The sequence below is a fragment of the Luteibaculum oceani genome (assembly GCF_007995015.1).
Lineage (GTDB): Bacteria > Bacteroidota > Bacteroidia > Flavobacteriales_D > Luteibaculaceae > Luteibaculum > Luteibaculum oceani.
This window is the reverse complement of the sequence record NZ_VORB01000002.1, coordinates 204,726-222,851: the sequence shown is the minus strand read 5'-3', so window position 1 is coordinate 222,851 and position 18,126 is coordinate 204,726. Positions and strand designations below refer to the sequence as shown.

Genomic DNA, 18,126 nt, shown 5'->3' with positions numbered 1-18,126 from the left:
CCGTATGGACTTAATTTCCTGGCAATGGATCTTAATAATAGCATCAAGTTTGGTGCTATTTTTTATTTCACCTTGGTCTAAGACCACAGACCAATTCTTTAAAGCGAGGGGTATTAAAAATAATACCCCCTCCCTTTACACCCTAACGGCAAGTTTGGTTATCAGTTGGATATTTGCCAAAAGCATAACCAACGCAGCCGATTTGGGGAATAGTTACGGTTTTCCCGGAGGGTTCTTTTATGCTGCCTACTACCTTAGTTTTATCGTTTGTGGATGGATAATTTATCAACTTAGGAAACTTGGGTACAGCTCCATCCACCATTTTTTAAAAACGAAATTCGGACGTTCCGCCCTTGTATTTTTCTCCATTTTAATCTGTTTCCGCCTCTTTAATGAGGTTTGGAGCAACACCATGGTGATAGGATCTTACTTTGGAGATCAGGGAAGCACTGGCTATTATGCCTCTATTCTGGTTTTTACTGCCCTAACCCTAGCATACACCATCAAAGGAGGATTAAAAAGCTCCCTACTTACGGATGTTATTCAATTGGCACTATTTGCTGTTCTTTTGGCTATCATCCTCTTTAAGATATTTCCCGTTTACGAAAACCCCAGTAAGCTTTTCACCACGGGTACATGGCACTGGAGCAATGGACTAAACCTGTTAGGGGTCGTTTTTATTCAGATATTCTCCTACCCTTTTCACGATCCAGTTATGACGGATCGTGGTTTTGTTAGCGACGAAAAAGTAACCCTTAAGTCGTATTTCTTAGCCACTTTTATTGGAATCATTTGCATATCTCTATTTTCCCTGGTGGGCGTTCATGCAAAGCTCACCGGTTTAGAAAATCCTGCAGCCGTTAGTGTGGCAAAATACTTTGGACCCGGTCTTATGCTGGTGATGAATGTAATTATGGTAACCTCCGCAGCCAGTACTTTGGATTCTACCTTTTCCTCCTTTTCAAAATTGGCTATTCAGGATCTGAAACTCGGAAATTTCTCTGTAAAATCCGGACGCATTAGCATGCTAATACTAGGTATTGCGGGAACCGTTCCTATTCTATTTTCCCCAACCATCTTATCCGCAACCACCATAAGCGGAACCATGGTTCTAGGACTTGCTCCCGTGTTTTTACTAAAGAAAATGCATGCTCCCAAGTTGTCTTTTCATTTAAGTGTTGGAGCCGGAGTTTTGGTCGGAATGTTATTGGCTTTTGGAGTAATTAAAGGATCTTGGGCAGGATTAAATGGACCCTACGCAGACCTACTTTTCGCCAATATTTTAGGAACATTTTTAACTTTTTCTGGATACCTTTTGCCCGTTTTATGGAAAAAATCAAATCGATAAAAATTCCTGGAAATCGACTTCTTGTTTTTGGAGGTGTATACAGTAATTTAGAAGCTTTAAATGCCCTACAAGAATTTGCCGCTTTTAATGGTTTTAGCCCCAATGAAATAATTTGTACCGGTGACATTGTAGGCTATTGTGCCAACCCTAAAGAATCCTTGGAAACGGTTGCCAAATGGGGAATACACAGTATCGCTGGGAATGTGGAACTCCAATTAAAGAACAATGAGGACGACTGCGGCTGCGATTTTGATGAAAACTCCCGATGTGATGTATTCTCAAAACAATGGTACCCTTTTGCAAAGGAAAGAATTGGTGAAAACGAGTTAGAATTTATTGGGCAACTCCCCGAATTCCTGAAATTTGAGTTTGGTGGAATAAACTATGCAGTGGTGCACGGCTCCTACTTTAATACCTCAGAATTCATATTCAAATCTACCCCATGGACCGCGAAAGCACGAAACTTTGAGGCTTTAGAGGCGGATTGTATTTTATCGGGACATGGCGGTATTCCCTTTTATGATTTTAATGATAACAAAGCCTGGATTAACGCAGGAGTAATTGGTATGCCTGCAAATGATGGTACTACCAAAACCTGGTGCTGTGTTCTTGAAACAACCTACAAAGACCTAAGTGTTCAGTTTCACCAACTGAAATACGACAACGTCTTAGCCGCTGAAAAAATGCGCAAAGAAAAATTACCAGAAGCTTACGCAAAAACTCTGGAAACAGGAATTTGGGATAATTGTGATATTTTGCCTCCCGCAGAAACCGAACTGCAAGGAAAAAAGTTAGCATTCAATCCAGAAATTCATGAAAAGGTATAGCAGCCCCGAAGAATATATAGAAGCACACCCTCAGTGGAAGGATCAATTAGAACAGTTGAGAACTGTACTTAATTCTACTGGTATGGAGGAAAAAATGAAATGGGGAATTCCGGTGTACTGCGTGGATAACAAAAATGTTGTCGGATTGGGCGCATTTAAAGGCTTTTGCGGACTCTGGTTCTTCTATGGAGCTATTCTAGCCGATTCATTAAACATTTTGGAGCAAGCCCAAGAGGGCACCAAACATATGCGCCATTGGAAATTTTTTGAGGGAGATCAAGTGGAACCCGAAAAAATAAAGCCTTATTTAATAGAGGCTGCCGAAAAAGTAGACCTAGCCCCTAAACCAGAAAGAAGCAAGAAAACTGTGATTCCAGAACTGCTACAGGCCAAGCTGGATGAAAATGCGGAATTAAGCAAAAAGTTTAAGCAGCTAACGCCCTTTAAGCAAAGAGAATATTGCGAGCATATCGATTCGGCTAAACAGGAAAAAACCAAAATTTCGAGACTGGAAAAGGCCATACCCATGATTTTGGAAGGTAAGGGCTTGCATGATAAGTACAGGAGGTAATGGTTATTCCTTGGATAATAAAACCTCACCCAAGTAATTCCTTAGGTCTTCTTTATTATGCGGAAGGTTAGTATTTACAACATGACCATCTGGATCGATCAGAATATACCAAGGGTAACCAATAATTTTAAAATTCTGTTTAAACTTTTGATTACCATAATCTATTAACTGCAACCAATCTAATTCAGGGTTCTTATCCAAGAATTTCAAAGGATTTTCAGCATCCATTTCGACATTTACTCCTATTACTTCTAAATTTTCAAATTCATTGTGAAGTTCTATTAAATGAGGAAATGAATTAATGCAGGGCTTGCACCAAGTTGCCCAAAAGTCTAATAATCGAAACTTCCCAGAAGGTTTATTCAGATCAACGATTTCCAAAGAGCGTAGATTTTCCAGCGATGGTAACCTTTGATCTCCCTTAACCAAATTTCTCTCTTCAAAAGAATCTTGTAGAACCTTTATATACCTGGTAACAGATTTGTCATGCTCCTTTTGGATTATACTACCCAAAAGGTTATAATAATCCTCTTGCCTACCTGAAATAAGGTAATTTGATTCTGCGTATTCCAATAATGCCAATCTATCGTACGCTGATTTATGGTCGAGGTAAAAGGCAATTGTATCCCTGATACTTTGTGGATCCATTACTGCCAACTGTTCAACTAGTTTTAATCTAGCTTTCGCTAAATGAAAAAGAAATCTATAAATGGGTTGTAAGGAATCACTTGATACCATGGCACCTTTTTGAAGTAGACATAAATTTTTACGAAATAGAATATAGTCCAAGACATCCTGATTCCCTGAGTGCATGCTTATCAACTCCGAAAATATGCGATTGATTTTGCGATTGGAAGCCTTAAGTCTTACATCTTTAACAGATATAAGCTCTAGCTTAGTATTGGAAAACAAAACCGGTATGGCTAAACCATTTTCCTTTAGATGCTCCTCGATTTTCCATACAGCCGCCGCAATCCCATTTGAAAAGTTTGATTGCAATATGGCTGGAGAGTAAAATAATTTACCTGTGTTCAGAATCAGTTCATTTGGTTTTAAAGAATCCCTTTCGTTGTACCAATAATAGCCGTCCCGTTCCCACCTATTATCCTGTTTATAGGTAAACTTAATCAGCGCCAAACTACTTTGATCCCTTAAGAAATAGAAGTCTTCTTTGGAGTCAATTTTTATTGTAAATAAATCTTCACCCAAATCTGAGGACTGATATATAGCAATTGCCTCTACTACTGGATTTTTATCAGTATTAATAACAACAAACTCATACTGGCAAAACAGGGAGCTACAAAACAAAAAACTAACAGAAAATAGATAGAGATGCCTTATCATTAATTAAATTACAGGTGATCAAGGCAAATTAAAGGACAATTAGTTCTACACCTTGTTAAAAGTTTTAATTCCAAAAAAAAGGTATTCCAAGAGTTTAATATTTCACCTAAAAACAAGGAAGGGAGCCTAAGCTCCCTTCCTCTATCCTACCAGATGTCTGGCTCTCTATCGACCAGACTAAAAGTCTTTTAATACGACTGCTTGAACAGTTCTCGCGTCGTTTCATATCCTAATATAGCATTTGTAGAAATAAATACAAAGTGTCCTTCACTTTAATTAATCCCCGTGGTTAATTGTATTGATGAAACCTAATAATTTGTTCTGTTTTACCACATGTAAGAACCTTAGGCAAAGCGATAAAACAATCCTTATCTTTGCAGCCTCATGGGGCAACAGAACAGGGTAGCTTTTTACACATTGGGATGTAAACTGAATTTCGCGGAGACATCCACCATAGGCAGACAATTTACCGAAGCGGGTTACGCCAAAGTGAGTTTTTCTGAATCGGCTGATGTATATATAATTAATACCTGCTCGGTAACTGAAAATGCGGATAAAAAATGCCGCAATATTGTTAGAAAAGCCAATAAACTGAATCCCGATGCAACCGTTATTGTAATTGGTTGTTACGCCCAGCTTAAACCCAATGAAATAGCCAGCATTCCTGGAGTGGATGTTGTTTTAGGAGCCAACGAAAAGTTTAATGCTTTAGAATACGTTCACCGCAAAGAAGAACAGGCAATTATCGCCAGGGAAGCTATAAAAGAAACCAAAGAGTTTATTCCCGGATTCAGTGCGGGCGATAGAACCAGAACCTTTTTAAAAGTGCAAGATGGATGCGATTACTTCTGTTCCTTTTGCACCATTCCCCTAGCGCGAGGTAGAAGCAGATCGGCAGATATAGCCACTACCTTAAAATCGGCCAAAGAAGCAATAGACCAAGGTGCAAAGGAGATTGTACTTACAGGAGTTAACATTGGCGACTTTGGAGCGGGTACGCAAGAGTCTTTTTTAGAACTTATCATGCAGCTCGACGAGCTTCCCGGTATTGAACGCTACCGAATCTCAAGCATAGAACCCAACCTACTTTCAGACCAAATTATAGCCTTCGTAGCGCGCAGTAAAAAGTTTATGCCTCACTTTCATATCCCTCTACAATCGGGAAATGACGAGCTGTTGGCAGCCATGCGCAGAAGGTATGACACCTCACTTTATACGAATAGAATAAAGCGAATTAAGGAGTTAATGCCCCACGCTTGTATTGGTGTAGATGTTATAGTTGGTTTCCCTGGAGAAACCGAAGAGCATTTTAACGTAACGGTAAATTATCTTAAGGATTTAGACGTATCCTATCTTCACGTATTTACCTACTCCGAAAGAGCGAACACTACTGCATTGCGAAAGGATGGTATTGTACCTAAAAACATTCGATACGAGCGTACCAGACAGTTAAATATCCTATCGGACAAGCTTAAAAGAGCATTCTACGATACTCAGTTAGGTGCCACCCGTACCGTACTCTGGGAAAAGGATAACCACGATGGATTTATGCAGGGCTATACCGATAATTACGTAAGAGTAAGTGCGGCATATCAACCCGATAAAGCAAATAGCTGCGAATTTATCGCGCTAGAATCAATAGACAGCAATGGCAATGTAAATGCCATTCCCGTTGTAACCGAAAAAGCATAACTACATTGAAAATACAGGCTTTACACACCCTTTTAGGAAAGGTTGAATTTGTTGCCCAAAAAGCGGGAGAACTCATAGAGGACGCCGCAATAAACAGAGATTTTCTCATTGAAAGCAAGTCCTTCAACAACCTGGTAACGGAGGTGGATAAAAAAACCGAGGAGCGCTTGGTTTCACAATTAGGCAAACTTTTACCCGAAGCAGGGTTTATTGCCGAGGAAGAAAGTGTTGCGAAACAAAGTGCAGATTATCAATGGATTATAGACCCAATTGATGGCACTACCAACTTCGTTCACGGCCTGCCTTTGTATTGCATAAGCATAGCTTTAGCCTTTAAAAGTGAAATAATTTTAGGGGTGATCTACAACCCCATAAATAAAGAGTTATTTTCCGCTTATAAAGGCGGAGGCGCCTACCTTAACAATAGACCCATTCAGGTTTCCAAGGCGGAAAAAATGGAGCACTCCCTTTTTGCCACTGGTTTTCCTTATGACGATTTTGAGCGAGAAAAACAGTACATGGAAATCCTCAATAAACTGATGCACAATTCAAGAGGTTTGAGAAGATTGGGATCGGCGGCTATAGATCTTGCCTATGTTGCCTGTGGTAGATTTGATGCGTTTTATGAGTATGGCCTAAATCCCTGGGACGTTGCGGCTGGAATCATCATTGTTAAAGAAGCTGGTGGAAAAATTTCGGATTTTAAAGGCGGAAATGACTTTTTATTTGGAGAAGAAATCATAGCTTCGAACGGTACTATTCACAATGAACTTCAAAGCTTTATTCATAGCGGTTTTAAGTCTAAGTAGTATTCTCTGTATTTCCTGCAAAAAGGAACAAGAGGATATTACCGCTCCAATTATATCCTGGGAAAGGGAAAAGAGCTACTCCATAGTAGAAACGATCACGCAAATCCCCACCAATTGGCTCGCTAGTGATGCTGTGGACAGTGAACTCCCCTACCTACTTAAAATCACATATTACGACCCCACCAATGGGGCGGAAAACAAGGAGGTTTTTTCCTATGCCTTCAGTGATAAAGTAAATAATGAGATAAAACTAAGTAGAACAGCTTTAGAGGGAGCCCCTTTTGGATTTTATCTGCTTAAACTTTCGGTAGGTGATCTCTCGGGAAATGTAAGTTCCAAAGAACATCTGTTTTTATATAATCCCGAAGGGCTTTCACTTTCCGATTCCATTTTAGAACCCGTTGGTTACCAACACGCACAACCCAATTGGGAGTTAACCCTTAGAGATTCTATCATTCTAAAAAAGTATTACCTCATGGACCCCGACACCGTAAGCAGGTACAGCGTTTTACATCTTAGAAACAACTTCGACCAAGCTGCTCCAGTTTTCATGGGAACGTCAACCCCAGACAGCTTGGTAACACGTACCCGCCTCGATGCATTGGGGTATATTTTTACAAATAACACGGCTGGAGAGGGTGATATAGCCATTTGCCTCTTCAATACTAAGGGAATAAGTCGCATTTATTTGCACCCCGCCGTAATTAGATAATGTTTATTTTCGTCCGCAATATTTGAGAGAAACATGAAAAGAATTCTTGCCCTTACCCTATTAATAGCTACCCTAGTAGCATGCGAAAAGCACGATGGAATCCGCCCACGATTTGAATCTGCCACCGTAAACGGAACTGGTAACATCGCATATGTTAGATTGGGCGATGAATTTAGAGTGGATTTTAGCGCAGTAGATAATGGCGATTTAAACCGCGTTTTTGTAAGATCGGTAAAGGGATTGAAGAATGAGAAAAACATTACCAGAACCAATTTCGATTTGGCTTACGAAAACAATTTTTCACTAGAGGGATCTAATGGAACAGGTAGTGCAAGCGTTAATGCTGCAGGTGCAGCTAATGGTACCTACCGCTTTGTATTCGATGTATTCGATAAAAACGGTAACCAGGGAATTAGCCGCGTGGTGAATGTTATTTATCAAGACACCGCAAGAAACTCAAGACCTTTTTGGAATGTAAATAGTGTGAATCCTGATTTCCAACCTGGAACCATTACCATTAATGTTAACAGAGGAAATGAAATTGAGGTTGATGCAGTGGTTAATTCAAATACCGACCTGGAGCGTATTAAGATTGAGTTTATCGGAAGAGATCACAACATCTTCTCTTTCGAAAAAGAACTTCCAGGCAGCGCCGATTTTACTTTCTCAATTGTAGACGACTTATTGGACGAAAATGGAGAGCTAATTCCTCTACTTGTTCCTGTTACAGCAGCTGGAGGCGATACTCCTCTTTTATTCTCTGCGGTTGATGCCAATGGTAATACGGGTGTATTTTACATAAACGTTAACGTACTTTTCTAAGTAGATAACCGATAATTATTAGAAATTAGGCCTTGCGATTATTCGTAAGGCCTTTTTTTATGTTATCACTCCTACAAAACGAAATTCAACTGAGAATCTGTGAGGAATCCATCCCTAGGATTTTACACTGTTTGGATTTACTTTCTGATGAAGAAGTTTGGTTTAAACCCAACCAAAACTGTAATACCGTGGGAAATCTAATTCTCCACTTAAACGGAAATTGCCGACAATGGCTGCTATTCAACCTGCTGGAAATTAAATTTCAACGCAAACGACAGGACGAGTTCGAAAGCAGAACATATTCAAAAAAAGACTTGATAGAGATTTTGGAAGGATTGAGATCAGATATCTCAGCAAATTGCCACCGAGTTACCGAAAAAGATTTGGGATTGGAGTTCGAAATCCAAGGAATTAATACCACCGGGCTTGGAATAGTGGTACATGTAATTGAACATTTTTCCTACCACACGGGCCAGATTGCTCTACTTACCAAGTTAATAAAGAACCAAGATTTGGGCTTTTACGGGGACAATACGAAGTTAGACTGTCAATGAAAAATCTTGCTACACCATTTTCTTTGTACCTCCTCCTCTTTTTTAGCTCTTGCACCCAACCTAAAAAGATTAAAAATCAGGAAATATCAAACCTGAAAACATCTCATTTTGTAGATATAAGAGATGGGAAAAAATATAAAACTGTTTTAATTGGAAACCAGTGGTGGATGGCCGAAAACCTAGCTTTTAAAACTGAAGGCTCGGTCCAAGTTGATGGTCCCGATAATAGAAATTATGGTAGGCTTTACCATTGGAATGAAGCTCTTTTAGCATGCCCCAAGGGTTGGGCCCTTGCAAGCGATAGGGATTGGACAATTCTGGAAACTTTAATTTCAGACAACTTAAATGTATTTCCAGGATCAACCTGGCGAGGAAAACATGGCTACCTACTAAAATCTCTACATAATTGGAAATTGGACGGAAACGGAATAGATAAATATGGTTTCAATGTGCACCCGGCTGGTCACATTATAGATGATTCTCCACCAGAATTTGGATATACAGCGGGTTATTGGACAAGTTCCGGATCTGTAGAATCTGGAATAGCTTGGGTGCGTTTCTTTGCAGCTCCTAAAAATGGGGTCAATAGATTGGAAAGTGATATTAACACCACTTTGCTCTTCTGTAGATGCATCAAAGAATAATCACTTTTTTGATTCCCTATAGACTGAAATAGCTAAATTTAATTGAATTAGCAAAAAAAGATTACAGCCTTTGCTGCCACCTCATATCCAGCACCTTTAATGCAGCTATAAAAGAGAACAAAAAGGTAATTAGGGACAAACAAATTTGTATTGTTTTTTCACGGTCATATTTCATAGGTAGATTCTGAGAAAAAAAAAGAGCCAGGATTCTGGCTCTTTTTCTATTCTTATTTCGCTAGCGCTGGGTTTGCAGCTCTTTTTCTCTCATGCTCCTGAAGAAGAATTTTTCTGAGCCTTAATGAGCTTGGGGTTAATTCCACATACTCATCTGCCTGGATATATTCTAAAGCCTCTTCTAGTGAGAATTTAATTGCAGGTGCAATTCTGTTTTTCTCATCCGCTCCCGAAGAACGCATGTTATTTAACTGCTTACCCTTGGTAAGGTTAACTACCATATCTCCTGCTTTAGAGTTTTCTCCAACAACCTGCCCCATGTATATTTCCTCACCTGGATCGACAAAGAACTTACCTCTGTCTTGCAGTTTGTTTAGGGAGTATGGCAAAGCAGTTCCTGTTTCCATAGAAATTAAAGAACCATTTTGTCTACCTGGGATCTCTCCTTTGTATGGCTCAAATCCTTTAAAACGGTGTGCCATAATTACCTCACCGGCCGAAACAGTTAGTAGGTAATTTCTAAGTCCAATAATCCCTCTAGAAGGAATGGTGAACTCAAGCAGCATACGGTCTCCTTTTGGAGTCATAGAAGAAAGTTCTCCTTTTCTCAAGGTAACTGCTTCTACTGCTTTACCCGATACATTCTCAGGAATGTCAACAGTAAGCTCTTCTACTGGCTCACTTTTAACACCGTCTACCTCTTTAATAATTACCTGTGGCTGCCCAACTTGTAATTCGTAGCCTTCTCTACGCATGGTTTCAATTAAAACCGAAAGGTGAAGTACACCACGACCGAATACCATAAAAGAATCTGCCTTATCAGTTTCTTGAACTCTAAGTGCCAGGTTCTTTTCTAACTCCTTGGTTAAACGCTCTTTTACGTGTCTAGAGGTAACAAACTTTCCTTCTTTACCAAAAAACGGAGAATCGTTAATGGTAAAAAGCATGCTCATAGTTGGCTCGTCGATTGCCGTTGGTGGAAGTGGCTCTGGATTTTCAGCATCACAGATACTGTCTCCAATTTCAAATCCTTCTACACCTACAATGGCACAGATATCTCCTTTTTCAACCTCGCTAACCTTTGCTCTTTCCAATCCTTCGAAAACAAAAAGCTCTTTAATTCTAGATTTTACCTGCTTTCCATCTCTTTTAGAAAGGATAATAGGCTGCCCTTCCTTAAGTGTACCACGACGTAAACGTCCGATAGCAATTCTTCCTACGAAAGAACTATAATCCAAAGAGGTAATTAAAAGCTGTGTATTTCCTTCGTCTAGTTTTGGAGAAGGAATTTCCTCCACGATCATATCCAACAATGGGATAATAGAATCGGTTGGAGTGTTGTAATCAGGTCCCATCCAGCCATTTTTGGCTGAACCGTAGATTACTTTAAAATCTAACTGATCTTCAGTTGCTCCAAGGTGGAACATCAAATCAAATACCTTTTCGTATGCCAATTCTGGCTCACAGTTCGGCTTATCAACTTTATTTACAACTACAATTGGCTTAAGTCCAATTTCTAGTGCTTTCTGCAGTACAAAACGCGTTTGTGGCATAGGCCCTTCAAAGGCATCTACCAATAAAAGAACACCATCAGCCATGTTCAATACACGCTCTACCTCACCACCAAAGTCGGCGTGACCAGGGGTATCGATGATATTAATTTTTGTGTCTTTGTACCTTACCGAAACGTTCTTAGAAACGATGGTAATTCCTCTTTCGCGCTCCAATTCGTTGTTGTCGAGTAATAGGTCTTGACGATCTTGGTTATCACGAAAAATTTGACCTGCCTCGATTAAACGATCCACCAAGGTAGTTTTACCGTGGTCTACGTGGGCAATAATGGCAATGTTCTTTAACTTCAATTCTTTAACTTTAAGAGGCGGCAAAAGTACGTCTTTTGTGTGGATTTAATGCTTTAGAATTCCTTGACTTAACCAAAAATTCACATTTCACTTTTTAATAATTGATTTATTTGCAACATGTTGCAATTGTTTAACCACCAAATTCGCTTTGTACTCGCCGTTATTTTCGTGGTGTGTTTTGGTGGTTTTATATGGGGTTGGGTGGCTATTTCTACCTACATCCAAACAGGTTTTTTCGCAATTGCGATAGGCTTTTTATCGGGATTTGTAGCCTCGCTTTATTTTGAAAGACAGAATGCCTGGCTCTATTCTACCGTGGCAACCTCGTTCTCATTTATTGGTATTTTCATAGGGAAATACATCATATTCGCATACTACGAGCAGGATGTTCTTTTCGTTCAACCAGAATTTTCCAAGTTCAATTTGTCAATCAAAGCTTTAGCGGGAATTAATTTCACCAAATTGGCAGCCTATTTTCAATACACCATTAAGAATTACAATTTTCTAGATTTCTTTTGGTCTCTCCTTGCCATAGTTACTGCATTTGTAAATTCCAGAAGGGTTAGCAAGTATAAAAAGGCTTTATACCGTTTTAAACAAAGGCTTAGAGGTCGTTAGCCATGGCCTCAGCGGCAATAAAGGCTCCAGTCCAGGCATTCTGAAAATTGAATCCACCCGTTACTCCATCGATATTTAAAACTTCGCCGCAAGCATAAAAACCTGGAAGCTTTTTAAGTTCCATAGTTTTAAAATTTATCTCCCTTAAATGGATGCCACCCCCGGTTACAAACTCCTCTTTATAGGTGGTTTTACCATCCATACGGAGTTCACATTTACCCAACTCTTCGGCTAATTTTTTCAGATGTTTGGGTGCCAAAGACCCAAATATGGCCTCTTCATCCAAGCCTGCCTTAAAGACTAAATAACTCCATAAACGTTTTGGTAACACAGGAAAGCATCTAAGCTTGGCTAATTTCATTTTTGGATACTGCTTTTGGTCGTCTTCGAGCATCTCCAATATTTCTTCAACCAATAGCCCCACCCAATTGATGGTTATTTCTGTTTGATATCCAATTTCAGCCAATTTTTCGGCGCCAAATGCCGATAATTTTAATACCGCTGGACCTGAAATTCCCCAATGGGTAATCAAAAGCGGACCCGAAGCATTTAGCTTTAATCGAGGGATACCGACCTCGGCATTTGGCACTGCCAGACCCGACATCTTTTTCAATTTCGCATCGGCAATGTTCATGGAGAACAAGGATGGAAATCGGGGATCTAATTGTACACCCAGGTCAGCAAGTACCTTGTATGAACTTTCTGTCCCACCAGTAGCCCATAGCACATTTTTGGTGGACAACATTCCCGTTTTTGACTCCAAAATGTAGCCCTCTTCCCACGTTTTAATCGCTGTTATTTTACAACCAAGATTCAGGCGAATACCTTTATCCAAGGTATGTTTAATAAGACAATCGATAATGGTTTGGCTGGAATCGGAGATGGGAAACACCCTTCCATCTTCTTCTATTTTTAATTCCACTCCTCTATTGGAAAACCACTCCATGGTATCGCCGCAAGCAAAGCGATGAAAAGGTCCTAAAAGTTCTTTTTTGCCGCGGGGATAATTCAACACCAATTCTTTTGGCTCCCAACAAGCATGGGTTACATTACATCTTCCCCCTCCAGAAATCTTAACCTTACTGAGGATTTTTTGAGAAGACTCTACAATAAGAATTCTAGCATCGGGATGTTGTTCCAACAAATTTGCGGCACAAAAAAATCCTGCAGCTCCACCACCCACTACAACCAAATCCCATAAAAATCCAGAATCACGCTCCATTTGGCGACCAAATTACAAGCAAAACTTTATACTTTAGCCCGTTGTTGACAAGACACATCATGAGAAAACTGTTATTTATCCTTCCTGTTCTATTACTAAGTTCCTGTGGTATAAACTCTTACATACTTTTTAGAGATAGTGGAAAATTAGATATGGAGTTACCTGAGATAAATAACTCCGACAGTTATGTTTTATCTGCCAATGACGTTATTTCTATGCGGGTGTATAACCGCGAGGGGTTTGATATTATAGACCCTGAGAAGCAACAAGGGAATAACAACCAAATGATGTTGCAAAACAACAACAATGGAAGAGGTATCGGTTTCCCCTACAGAATAGAGCACGATGGGATGGTAAATATCCCTGCCCTGGGCCGTGTTAAACTAGCGGGACTTACCCTTAGAGAAGCTGAATTTAGATTGGAGGAGTTACTTAGTCAGTATTTGAAGGAACCATTTGTCCTGCTAAACATTACCAATAACCGTGTTATTGTATCTCCCGGGGCCGGTGGTAGTGCACAAGTAATCTACTTGCAAAACACCAACACCACCGTTCTGGAAGCGCTGGCTTTAGCTGGCGGTATTACGGAAAGAGGTAATGCAAAGAAGATTAAGCTTATCCGAAAGGTAGGTACAGAAAGGGAAGTGTATAGAATAGACTTATCAAGAATTAGCGGAATTAGCCATGCTGATATGATCGTACAGGCTAATGATATTATTTACGTTCAACCACGTAGAGATTTGGCTAGAGAGGTAGTGAAAGAACTGGCCCCTTATTTATCTATCCTATCGTCGTCGCTGGTGGTTTATTCTGTGTTTGTAAACGGGGTGAATTAACCCCAAACAACATCAACAATCCGTAATTGATCAGTCCATTTAGCAGCAGGAGCTCGTATCCTATTTGATAATTGGGTGCACTGGTTTCCAATCCTGCTTTTATAGCATAGGTTAAAAAGGGAGCCGCTATGGCCGCTACCCAAATCGCCCAAGGTTTATTTGCAAGATTTTTCTGAGACGTAAGGCAGAAAATAAACATCCCTAAAATTGGACCATAAGTGTATCCTGCCACCGTTAACAACTGATCAATCACACTGGAGTCCGCCAGTTTTTCGAAAATTACGATTACTAAAAATAGGGCGACAGAAATTCCTACATGGATAACCCGCCTTTTCTTTTTCGCTTGCACGGGAGTATCCTTTTTATCCTCTAAAAAATCTACATATAAGGATGTAGTTAAAGAAGTAAGGGCAGAATCTGCGGAAGAATAAGCCGCAGCAATTAGACCCAGAATAAAAAAGATGGCCACTGCCATTCCCAAATTACCAGAAAGCGCCAAGGCTGGAAAAATCTCATCGGACTTGCTCCATTGGTCGGCTCCAAAATTTCCCGCATCGATATACATAAACATCAAAGCTCCAAATCCAAGGAATAACAAGTTTACAAACACCAATACCCCAGCAAAACTGAGCATGTTCTTTTGGGCATCTCCAATGTTTTTACAGCTCAAATTCTTTTGCATCATATCTTGATCCATCCCTGTCATGGTAATAGTAATCAATGCTCCGCCTAAAAATTGTTTCCAGAAATTTTGTTTGGAATTGATATCATCAAAAACAAACGCATTGCTATAGTCGCTTTCAAAAATTGCCCCAACCGCTTCGAAAACACCAAAATTCATAGCACTACTCAACTGCCAAAATGCTAAGGCAATCGCCACTAACATAAACGCGGTTTGGAGGGTATCTGTCCAAATAATGGTTTTAATACCACCTTTATTGGTGTAGAGCCAGATTAGCGCGATGCTTATTAGCGCTATCACAGGAAATGGGATATTAAAATCTACCAATACAAAACTCTTAAGTACTAGGCATACTAGGTATAATCTAAATGCTGCCCCAAGAATCCTAGAAAATAGAAAAAACGACGCTCCAGCCTGATTTCCGGGCTTCCCCAAATTTTTTCCAAGAAAGGTGTAGATGGATGTTAAATTAAGTCGATAGTATAACGGCATTAGAATAAATGATATAAAAACATATCCCAATAAATACCCTAAAACCACCTGAAAATAGGTCATAGCACTACTTCCTACCCAACCGGGAACAGAAATAAAGGTTACCCCAGAAAGAGAAGCACCTATCATTCCAAAGGCAACTACATACCATTTAGAAGATTTATTCCCGATAAAAAAGGAAGCTTCGTCGGCATTTTTGGAGGTGATTTTAGCTATAAAAAGAAGCAGCAAAAAATAGGCTGCAATTAGAATAATAATAACGGTTGAGCTCATAATTCAGAAGGGCGAAAAGTAAGAATTATTTTATTGTTTTCTTTGCAGGCATGTCGGAGGACCACATACCATCTAAACACGTTTTAAAAGCAGTTGAGCAATTGTCTTCCCTCCCTTCGGTAGGAAGAAAATCTGCTTTGCGTCTCGTACTGCACATGTTAAAATGGGATGCGGATAGAATTGAGGCATTTGCCAACAGCATGAAAGATTTGGCAACTGAGGTTAAATACTGCGAACGCTGTTTCAATTTATCAGATAGTACTTTGTGTAATATCTGTGCTTCTCCCCACCGAAATCAGGAACTTATTTGCATTGTAGAAACCATAAAAGATGTAATGGCCATAGAGGCTACCAAACAATTTAATGGACTTTACCACGTTTTGGGTGGGGTAATTTCACCCTTAGAGGGTATTGGCCCTAGCGATGTTAACATAGACTCGCTTTTAAAACGGGTACAAGAAGAAGGAACAAAGGAGGTTATTTTAGCCTTAAATGCAACAATGGAAGGCGATACAACGGCATTTTACCTTCACAAAAAATTAAATCCGCTTTGCGCTGAGATCAGCACCTTAGCTAGAGGAATTAGTTTTGGGGATGAGTTGGAATATGCCGATGAAATCTCTTTGGGAAGATCCATCCAAAATAGAACCCCTTTTGATAAAGCCGATCGCTAAGCAATGGATTTAAGCGTAGTTGTAGTCAATTATAATGTAAAGCACTTCCTAGAACAGTGCCTTAAATCAGTTGAAATAGCTGCCAAAGGTCTCAACACCGAAGTTTTTGTTGTCGATAATAATTCCGTGGATGGCTCCCAAGCCATGGTTAAAAAGTTATTTCCTTGGGTTAAGCTTATTGAGTCTAAGGAAAATTTGGGCTTTAGTAGAGGTAACAATCTAGCTATACGGCAAGCCTCAGGAAAATATGTATTGCTTCTTAACCCAGACACGGTGGTACAAGAAGACACCTTTAAACTGTGCTTCGATCATTGCGAAGCAGACCCTAGTATTGGAGGGTTGGGGGTTAAAATGATTGATGGTTCAGGTAAGTATTTACCTGAATCTAAACGAGGACTTCCCGCGCCTTGGACCGCCTTCTATAAAATGGTGGGATTATGCTCTCTATTTCCCAAATCACAAAGATTTGCCCGCTATTACATGGGGCATTTATCTAAAGATGAAAACCACCCCATTGAAGTACTTTCTGGTGCCTACATGTGGATGCGCAAAGAATCTTTAGATAAAATCGGGCTGTTAGATGAATCCTTTTTTATGTATGGCGAAGACATCGACTTGTCTTTCCGTATTCTAAAAGGTGGATACAAGAACTTTTATCTGGCGAACACCAAAATCATTCACTACAAAGGAGAGAGTACCAAAAAGGGTAGCTTGAATTACGTAAGGGTGTTTTATCAGGCCATGATTTTATATGCTCAAAAGCATTTTAAAGGCCAGCATGCTAGGTTATTTATTGGTCTTATAAAGCTTGCCGTTTATTTCAAAGCCATATTCGCGCTTATTAAAAACGCTTTTTCGGCGCTTTGGAAACCGCTGATTGAATTTGCTTTATTGCTGATATTATTGAGTTTTTACCTCACTCAATATTCTGGATATTCCGAAAAGGTTTTCCCAGAACTTGTAAATCAATGGGCACCGTCGGTTATTGGTGCTTTGGTGGTATTTAACTTTCTAATTGTTGGATCCTACAAAAGGTCTGGCGGTTATGCTAAATTGGTAAAAGGAGTTGCCTTTAGTGTCTTAAGCCTCGGATTTATCTATAGTTTACTGCCAGAAACTATGCGTTTTTCGAGATTATTTGTGCTAAGCTCTCCTTTAGTAGGGTTCCTTCCAATTCTAATATTGAGATCGCTTACAGATCGTTTTGGAGTTACCCAATATTTTAAGCCCTGGAAAACCGTTACACTCGTTGTTGGTGATAAGGAAAACACCGAAAGTTTCATTCAAAAACTCCCAAAAGATTCACAATATGACAGATGCCTGTCATGGAACCCAAATTTGGAGGAAAAATCGCTAAAAACACTAGAGTTGGAACTAGCGGAATGGGTAAAAATCAATAGGATTGATGAGGTTATCTTTTTGAACAGTGATATCAAAAATGAAACCATTATTACCCTGATGTCGATGGAATTGCCGCGAACGGTGCATTTTAAAATTGTTCCTCGCGAAGCCGATTTTGTAATTGGTTCTGGATCTAAAGATCATCGAGGAGAATTACAATATATAGAACCTGAACCCCTGTTTAGCAGAAGCGCAAGATTAAAAAAGCGTTTGGTAGATTATGCTATCAGCTTAAATGTACTGGTATTGCTCCCCTACTTGGTTTTTAGAAACAACCCTTTAAAACTAGCAGTAAACCTGTTTTTAGTTATCAGAGGAAAGTACACTTGGATAGGATTGAACGAGGAATTTACTACGAACTTGATTCATCAAAAATCCTTTAAGGGTATCATCCCAGTGGCCAATCCGGCCCTCGAAAAGGAGCAAATTCTACTGTTAAATAGAAATTATTGCAAGAATTATCAATTAAATACAGATTTCAATCTATTTTGGCAAAACTTAGCGCAACTGGATAGCGCAATAGAAACTTAGCTTGTGAACACGGGCTAATCGTATAAATTTGCAGGCAA

Annotated in this window: 17 protein-coding genes; 13 read left to right on the top strand and 4 right to left on the bottom strand. The window is 39.6% G+C overall.

Going from position 1 to position 18,126, the window contains the following annotated elements; all coding sequences use genetic code 11:
• Window positions 1-4: 4 nt before the first annotated feature.
• Genes FRX97_RS03015 through FRX97_RS03005 form a run of 3 tightly spaced genes read left to right on the top strand, consistent with a single transcriptional unit; the run spans window position 5 to window position 2,746 of the window.
• A complete protein-coding gene (locus tag FRX97_RS03015) occupies window positions 5-1,348 on the top strand; it encodes a sodium:solute symporter family transporter (protein ID WP_147013252.1) in 1,344 nt (447 codons plus the stop codon).
• A complete protein-coding gene (locus tag FRX97_RS03010) occupies window positions 1,327-2,175 on the top strand; it encodes a metallophosphoesterase family protein (protein ID WP_147013250.1) in 849 nt (282 codons plus the stop codon). The genes FRX97_RS03015 and FRX97_RS03010 overlap by 22 nt, the downstream gene beginning before the upstream one ends.
• Window positions 2,162-2,746 (top strand): YdeI/OmpD-associated family protein, encoded by a 585-nt coding sequence (locus FRX97_RS03005; protein WP_147013248.1) that lies wholly within the window; start codon window positions 2,162-2,164, stop codon window positions 2,744-2,746. Before FRX97_RS03010 ends, FRX97_RS03005 begins: the two co-directional genes overlap by 14 nt.
• 3 nt (window positions 2,747-2,749) lie before the next feature.
• Here FRX97_RS03005 and FRX97_RS03000 read toward each other — a convergent pair whose 3' ends face one another.
• Window positions 2,750-4,090, bottom strand: a complete 1,341-nt coding sequence (locus FRX97_RS03000) for a TlpA family protein disulfide reductase (protein WP_147013246.1) — start codon at window positions 4,088-4,090, stop codon at window positions 2,750-2,752.
• Between the two features lie 384 nt (window positions 4,091-4,474).
• On the opposite strand from FRX97_RS03000, the gene mtaB reads away from it, so the two are divergent.
• The 6 genes from mtaB to FRX97_RS02970 are packed head-to-tail and all read left to right on the top strand — an operon-like array spanning window position 4,475 to window position 9,323.
• Window positions 4,475-5,782 (top strand): tRNA (N(6)-L-threonylcarbamoyladenosine(37)-C(2))-methylthiotransferase MtaB, encoded by a 1,308-nt coding sequence (gene mtaB, locus FRX97_RS02995; protein ID WP_147013244.1) that lies wholly within the window; start codon window positions 4,475-4,477, stop codon window positions 5,780-5,782.
• 5 nt (window positions 5,783-5,787) lie between these two features.
• Window positions 5,788-6,591 carry an inositol monophosphatase family protein gene (locus FRX97_RS02990; RefSeq protein ID WP_223266547.1) on the top strand — a complete coding sequence of 268 codons (804 nt, stop codon included), beginning with the start codon at window positions 5,788-5,790 and terminating at the stop codon, window positions 6,589-6,591.
• Window positions 6,548-7,303, top strand: a complete 756-nt coding sequence (locus tag FRX97_RS02985) for a hypothetical protein (RefSeq protein WP_147013242.1) — start codon at window positions 6,548-6,550, stop codon at window positions 7,301-7,303. The genes FRX97_RS02990 and FRX97_RS02985 overlap by 44 nt, the downstream gene beginning before the upstream one ends.
• A gap of 33 nt (window positions 7,304-7,336) precedes the next feature.
• Window positions 7,337-8,125: a hypothetical protein gene (locus tag FRX97_RS02980; protein WP_147013240.1), complete on the top strand. Its 789-nt coding sequence runs from the start codon at window positions 7,337-7,339 to the stop codon at window positions 8,123-8,125.
• Between the two features lie 59 nt (window positions 8,126-8,184).
• Entirely contained in the window at window positions 8,185-8,679 is a 495-nt protein-coding gene (locus tag FRX97_RS02975) for a DinB family protein (protein WP_147013238.1), read from the top strand.
• Window positions 8,676-9,323, top strand: a complete 648-nt coding sequence (locus tag FRX97_RS02970) for an FISUMP domain-containing protein (protein WP_147013236.1) — start codon at window positions 8,676-8,678, stop codon at window positions 9,321-9,323. The genes FRX97_RS02975 and FRX97_RS02970 overlap by 4 nt, the downstream gene beginning before the upstream one ends.
• 227 nt (window positions 9,324-9,550) lie before the next feature.
• Here FRX97_RS02970 and typA read toward each other — a convergent pair whose 3' ends face one another.
• Window positions 9,551-11,359 (bottom strand): translational GTPase TypA, encoded by a 1,809-nt coding sequence (typA, locus tag FRX97_RS02965; RefSeq protein ID WP_147013234.1) that lies wholly within the window; start codon window positions 11,357-11,359, stop codon window positions 9,551-9,553.
• Between the two features lie 117 nt (window positions 11,360-11,476).
• Between typA and FRX97_RS02960 the strand changes: the two genes are divergently transcribed.
• On the top strand, window positions 11,477-11,977 hold the full coding sequence (locus FRX97_RS02960) for a hypothetical protein (protein WP_147013232.1): 501 nt from the start codon (window positions 11,477-11,479) through the stop codon (window positions 11,975-11,977).
• Here FRX97_RS02960 and FRX97_RS02955 read toward each other — a convergent pair.
• Window positions 11,964-13,199, bottom strand: coding sequence for an aminoacetone oxidase family FAD-binding enzyme (locus FRX97_RS02955; protein WP_147013231.1), 1,236 nt, complete (start codon window positions 13,197-13,199; stop codon window positions 11,964-11,966). The genes FRX97_RS02960 and FRX97_RS02955 overlap by 14 nt on opposite strands.
• Window positions 13,200-13,258: 59 nt before the next feature.
• On the opposite strand from FRX97_RS02955, the gene FRX97_RS02950 reads away from it, so the two are divergent.
• Window positions 13,259-14,035, top strand: coding sequence for a polysaccharide biosynthesis/export family protein (locus FRX97_RS02950; protein WP_147013228.1), 777 nt, complete (start codon window positions 13,259-13,261; stop codon window positions 14,033-14,035).
• On the opposite strand, the gene FRX97_RS02945 is transcribed toward FRX97_RS02950, so the two are convergent.
• Window positions 13,980-15,482 (bottom strand): sodium:solute symporter, encoded by a 1,503-nt coding sequence (locus tag FRX97_RS02945; protein WP_147013226.1) that lies wholly within the window; start codon window positions 15,480-15,482, stop codon window positions 13,980-13,982. The two genes, FRX97_RS02950 and FRX97_RS02945, sit on opposite strands and share 56 nt — an antisense overlap.
• Before the next feature lie 50 nt (window positions 15,483-15,532).
• Here FRX97_RS02945 and recR point away from each other — a divergent pair, with 50 nt between their 5' ends.
• Window positions 15,533-16,156: a recombination mediator RecR gene (gene recR / locus FRX97_RS02940; protein ID WP_147013224.1), complete on the top strand. Its 624-nt coding sequence runs from the start codon at window positions 15,533-15,535 to the stop codon at window positions 16,154-16,156.
• A gap of 3 nt (window positions 16,157-16,159) precedes the next feature.
• Window positions 16,160-18,088: a glycosyltransferase family 2 protein gene (locus FRX97_RS02935; RefSeq protein ID WP_147013222.1), complete on the top strand. Its 1,929-nt coding sequence runs from the start codon at window positions 16,160-16,162 to the stop codon at window positions 18,086-18,088.
• Window positions 18,089-18,126 lie beyond the last annotated feature (38 nt).

Excerpts from the sequence above, each read along its gene's own strand:
- FRX97_RS03015 (WP_147013252.1), top strand. The coding sequence starts at position 5 with ATGGACTTAATTTCCTGGCAATGGATCTTAATAATAGCATCAAGTTTG.
- FRX97_RS03010 (WP_147013250.1), top strand. The coding sequence starts at position 1,327 with ATGGAAAAAATCAAATCGATAAAAATTCCTGGAAATCGACTTCTTGTT.
- FRX97_RS03005 (WP_147013248.1), top strand. The coding sequence starts at position 2,162 with ATGAAAAGGTATAGCAGCCCCGAAGAATATATAGAAGCACACCCTCAG.
- FRX97_RS03000 (WP_147013246.1), bottom strand. The coding sequence starts at position 4,090 with ATGATAAGGCATCTCTATCTATTTTCTGTTAGTTTTTTGTTTTGTAGC.
- mtaB (WP_147013244.1), top strand. The coding sequence starts at position 4,475 with ATGGGGCAACAGAACAGGGTAGCTTTTTACACATTGGGATGTAAACTG.
- FRX97_RS02985 (WP_147013242.1), top strand. The coding sequence starts at position 6,548 with ATGAACTTCAAAGCTTTATTCATAGCGGTTTTAAGTCTAAGTAGTATT.
- FRX97_RS02980 (WP_147013240.1), top strand. The coding sequence starts at position 7,337 with ATGAAAAGAATTCTTGCCCTTACCCTATTAATAGCTACCCTAGTAGCA.
- FRX97_RS02975 (WP_147013238.1), top strand. The coding sequence starts at position 8,185 with ATGTTATCACTCCTACAAAACGAAATTCAACTGAGAATCTGTGAGGAA.
- FRX97_RS02970 (WP_147013236.1), top strand. The coding sequence starts at position 8,676 with ATGAAAAATCTTGCTACACCATTTTCTTTGTACCTCCTCCTCTTTTTT.
- FRX97_RS02960 (WP_147013232.1), top strand. The coding sequence starts at position 11,477 with ATGTTGCAATTGTTTAACCACCAAATTCGCTTTGTACTCGCCGTTATT.
- FRX97_RS02955 (WP_147013231.1), bottom strand. The coding sequence starts at position 13,199 with ATGGAGCGTGATTCTGGATTTTTATGGGATTTGGTTGTAGTGGGTGGT.
- FRX97_RS02950 (WP_147013228.1), top strand. The coding sequence starts at position 13,259 with ATGAGAAAACTGTTATTTATCCTTCCTGTTCTATTACTAAGTTCCTGT.
- FRX97_RS02945 (WP_147013226.1), bottom strand. The coding sequence starts at position 15,482 with ATGAGCTCAACCGTTATTATTATTCTAATTGCAGCCTATTTTTTGCTG.
- recR (WP_147013224.1), top strand. The coding sequence starts at position 15,533 with ATGTCGGAGGACCACATACCATCTAAACACGTTTTAAAAGCAGTTGAG.
- FRX97_RS02935 (WP_147013222.1), top strand. The coding sequence starts at position 16,160 with ATGGATTTAAGCGTAGTTGTAGTCAATTATAATGTAAAGCACTTCCTA.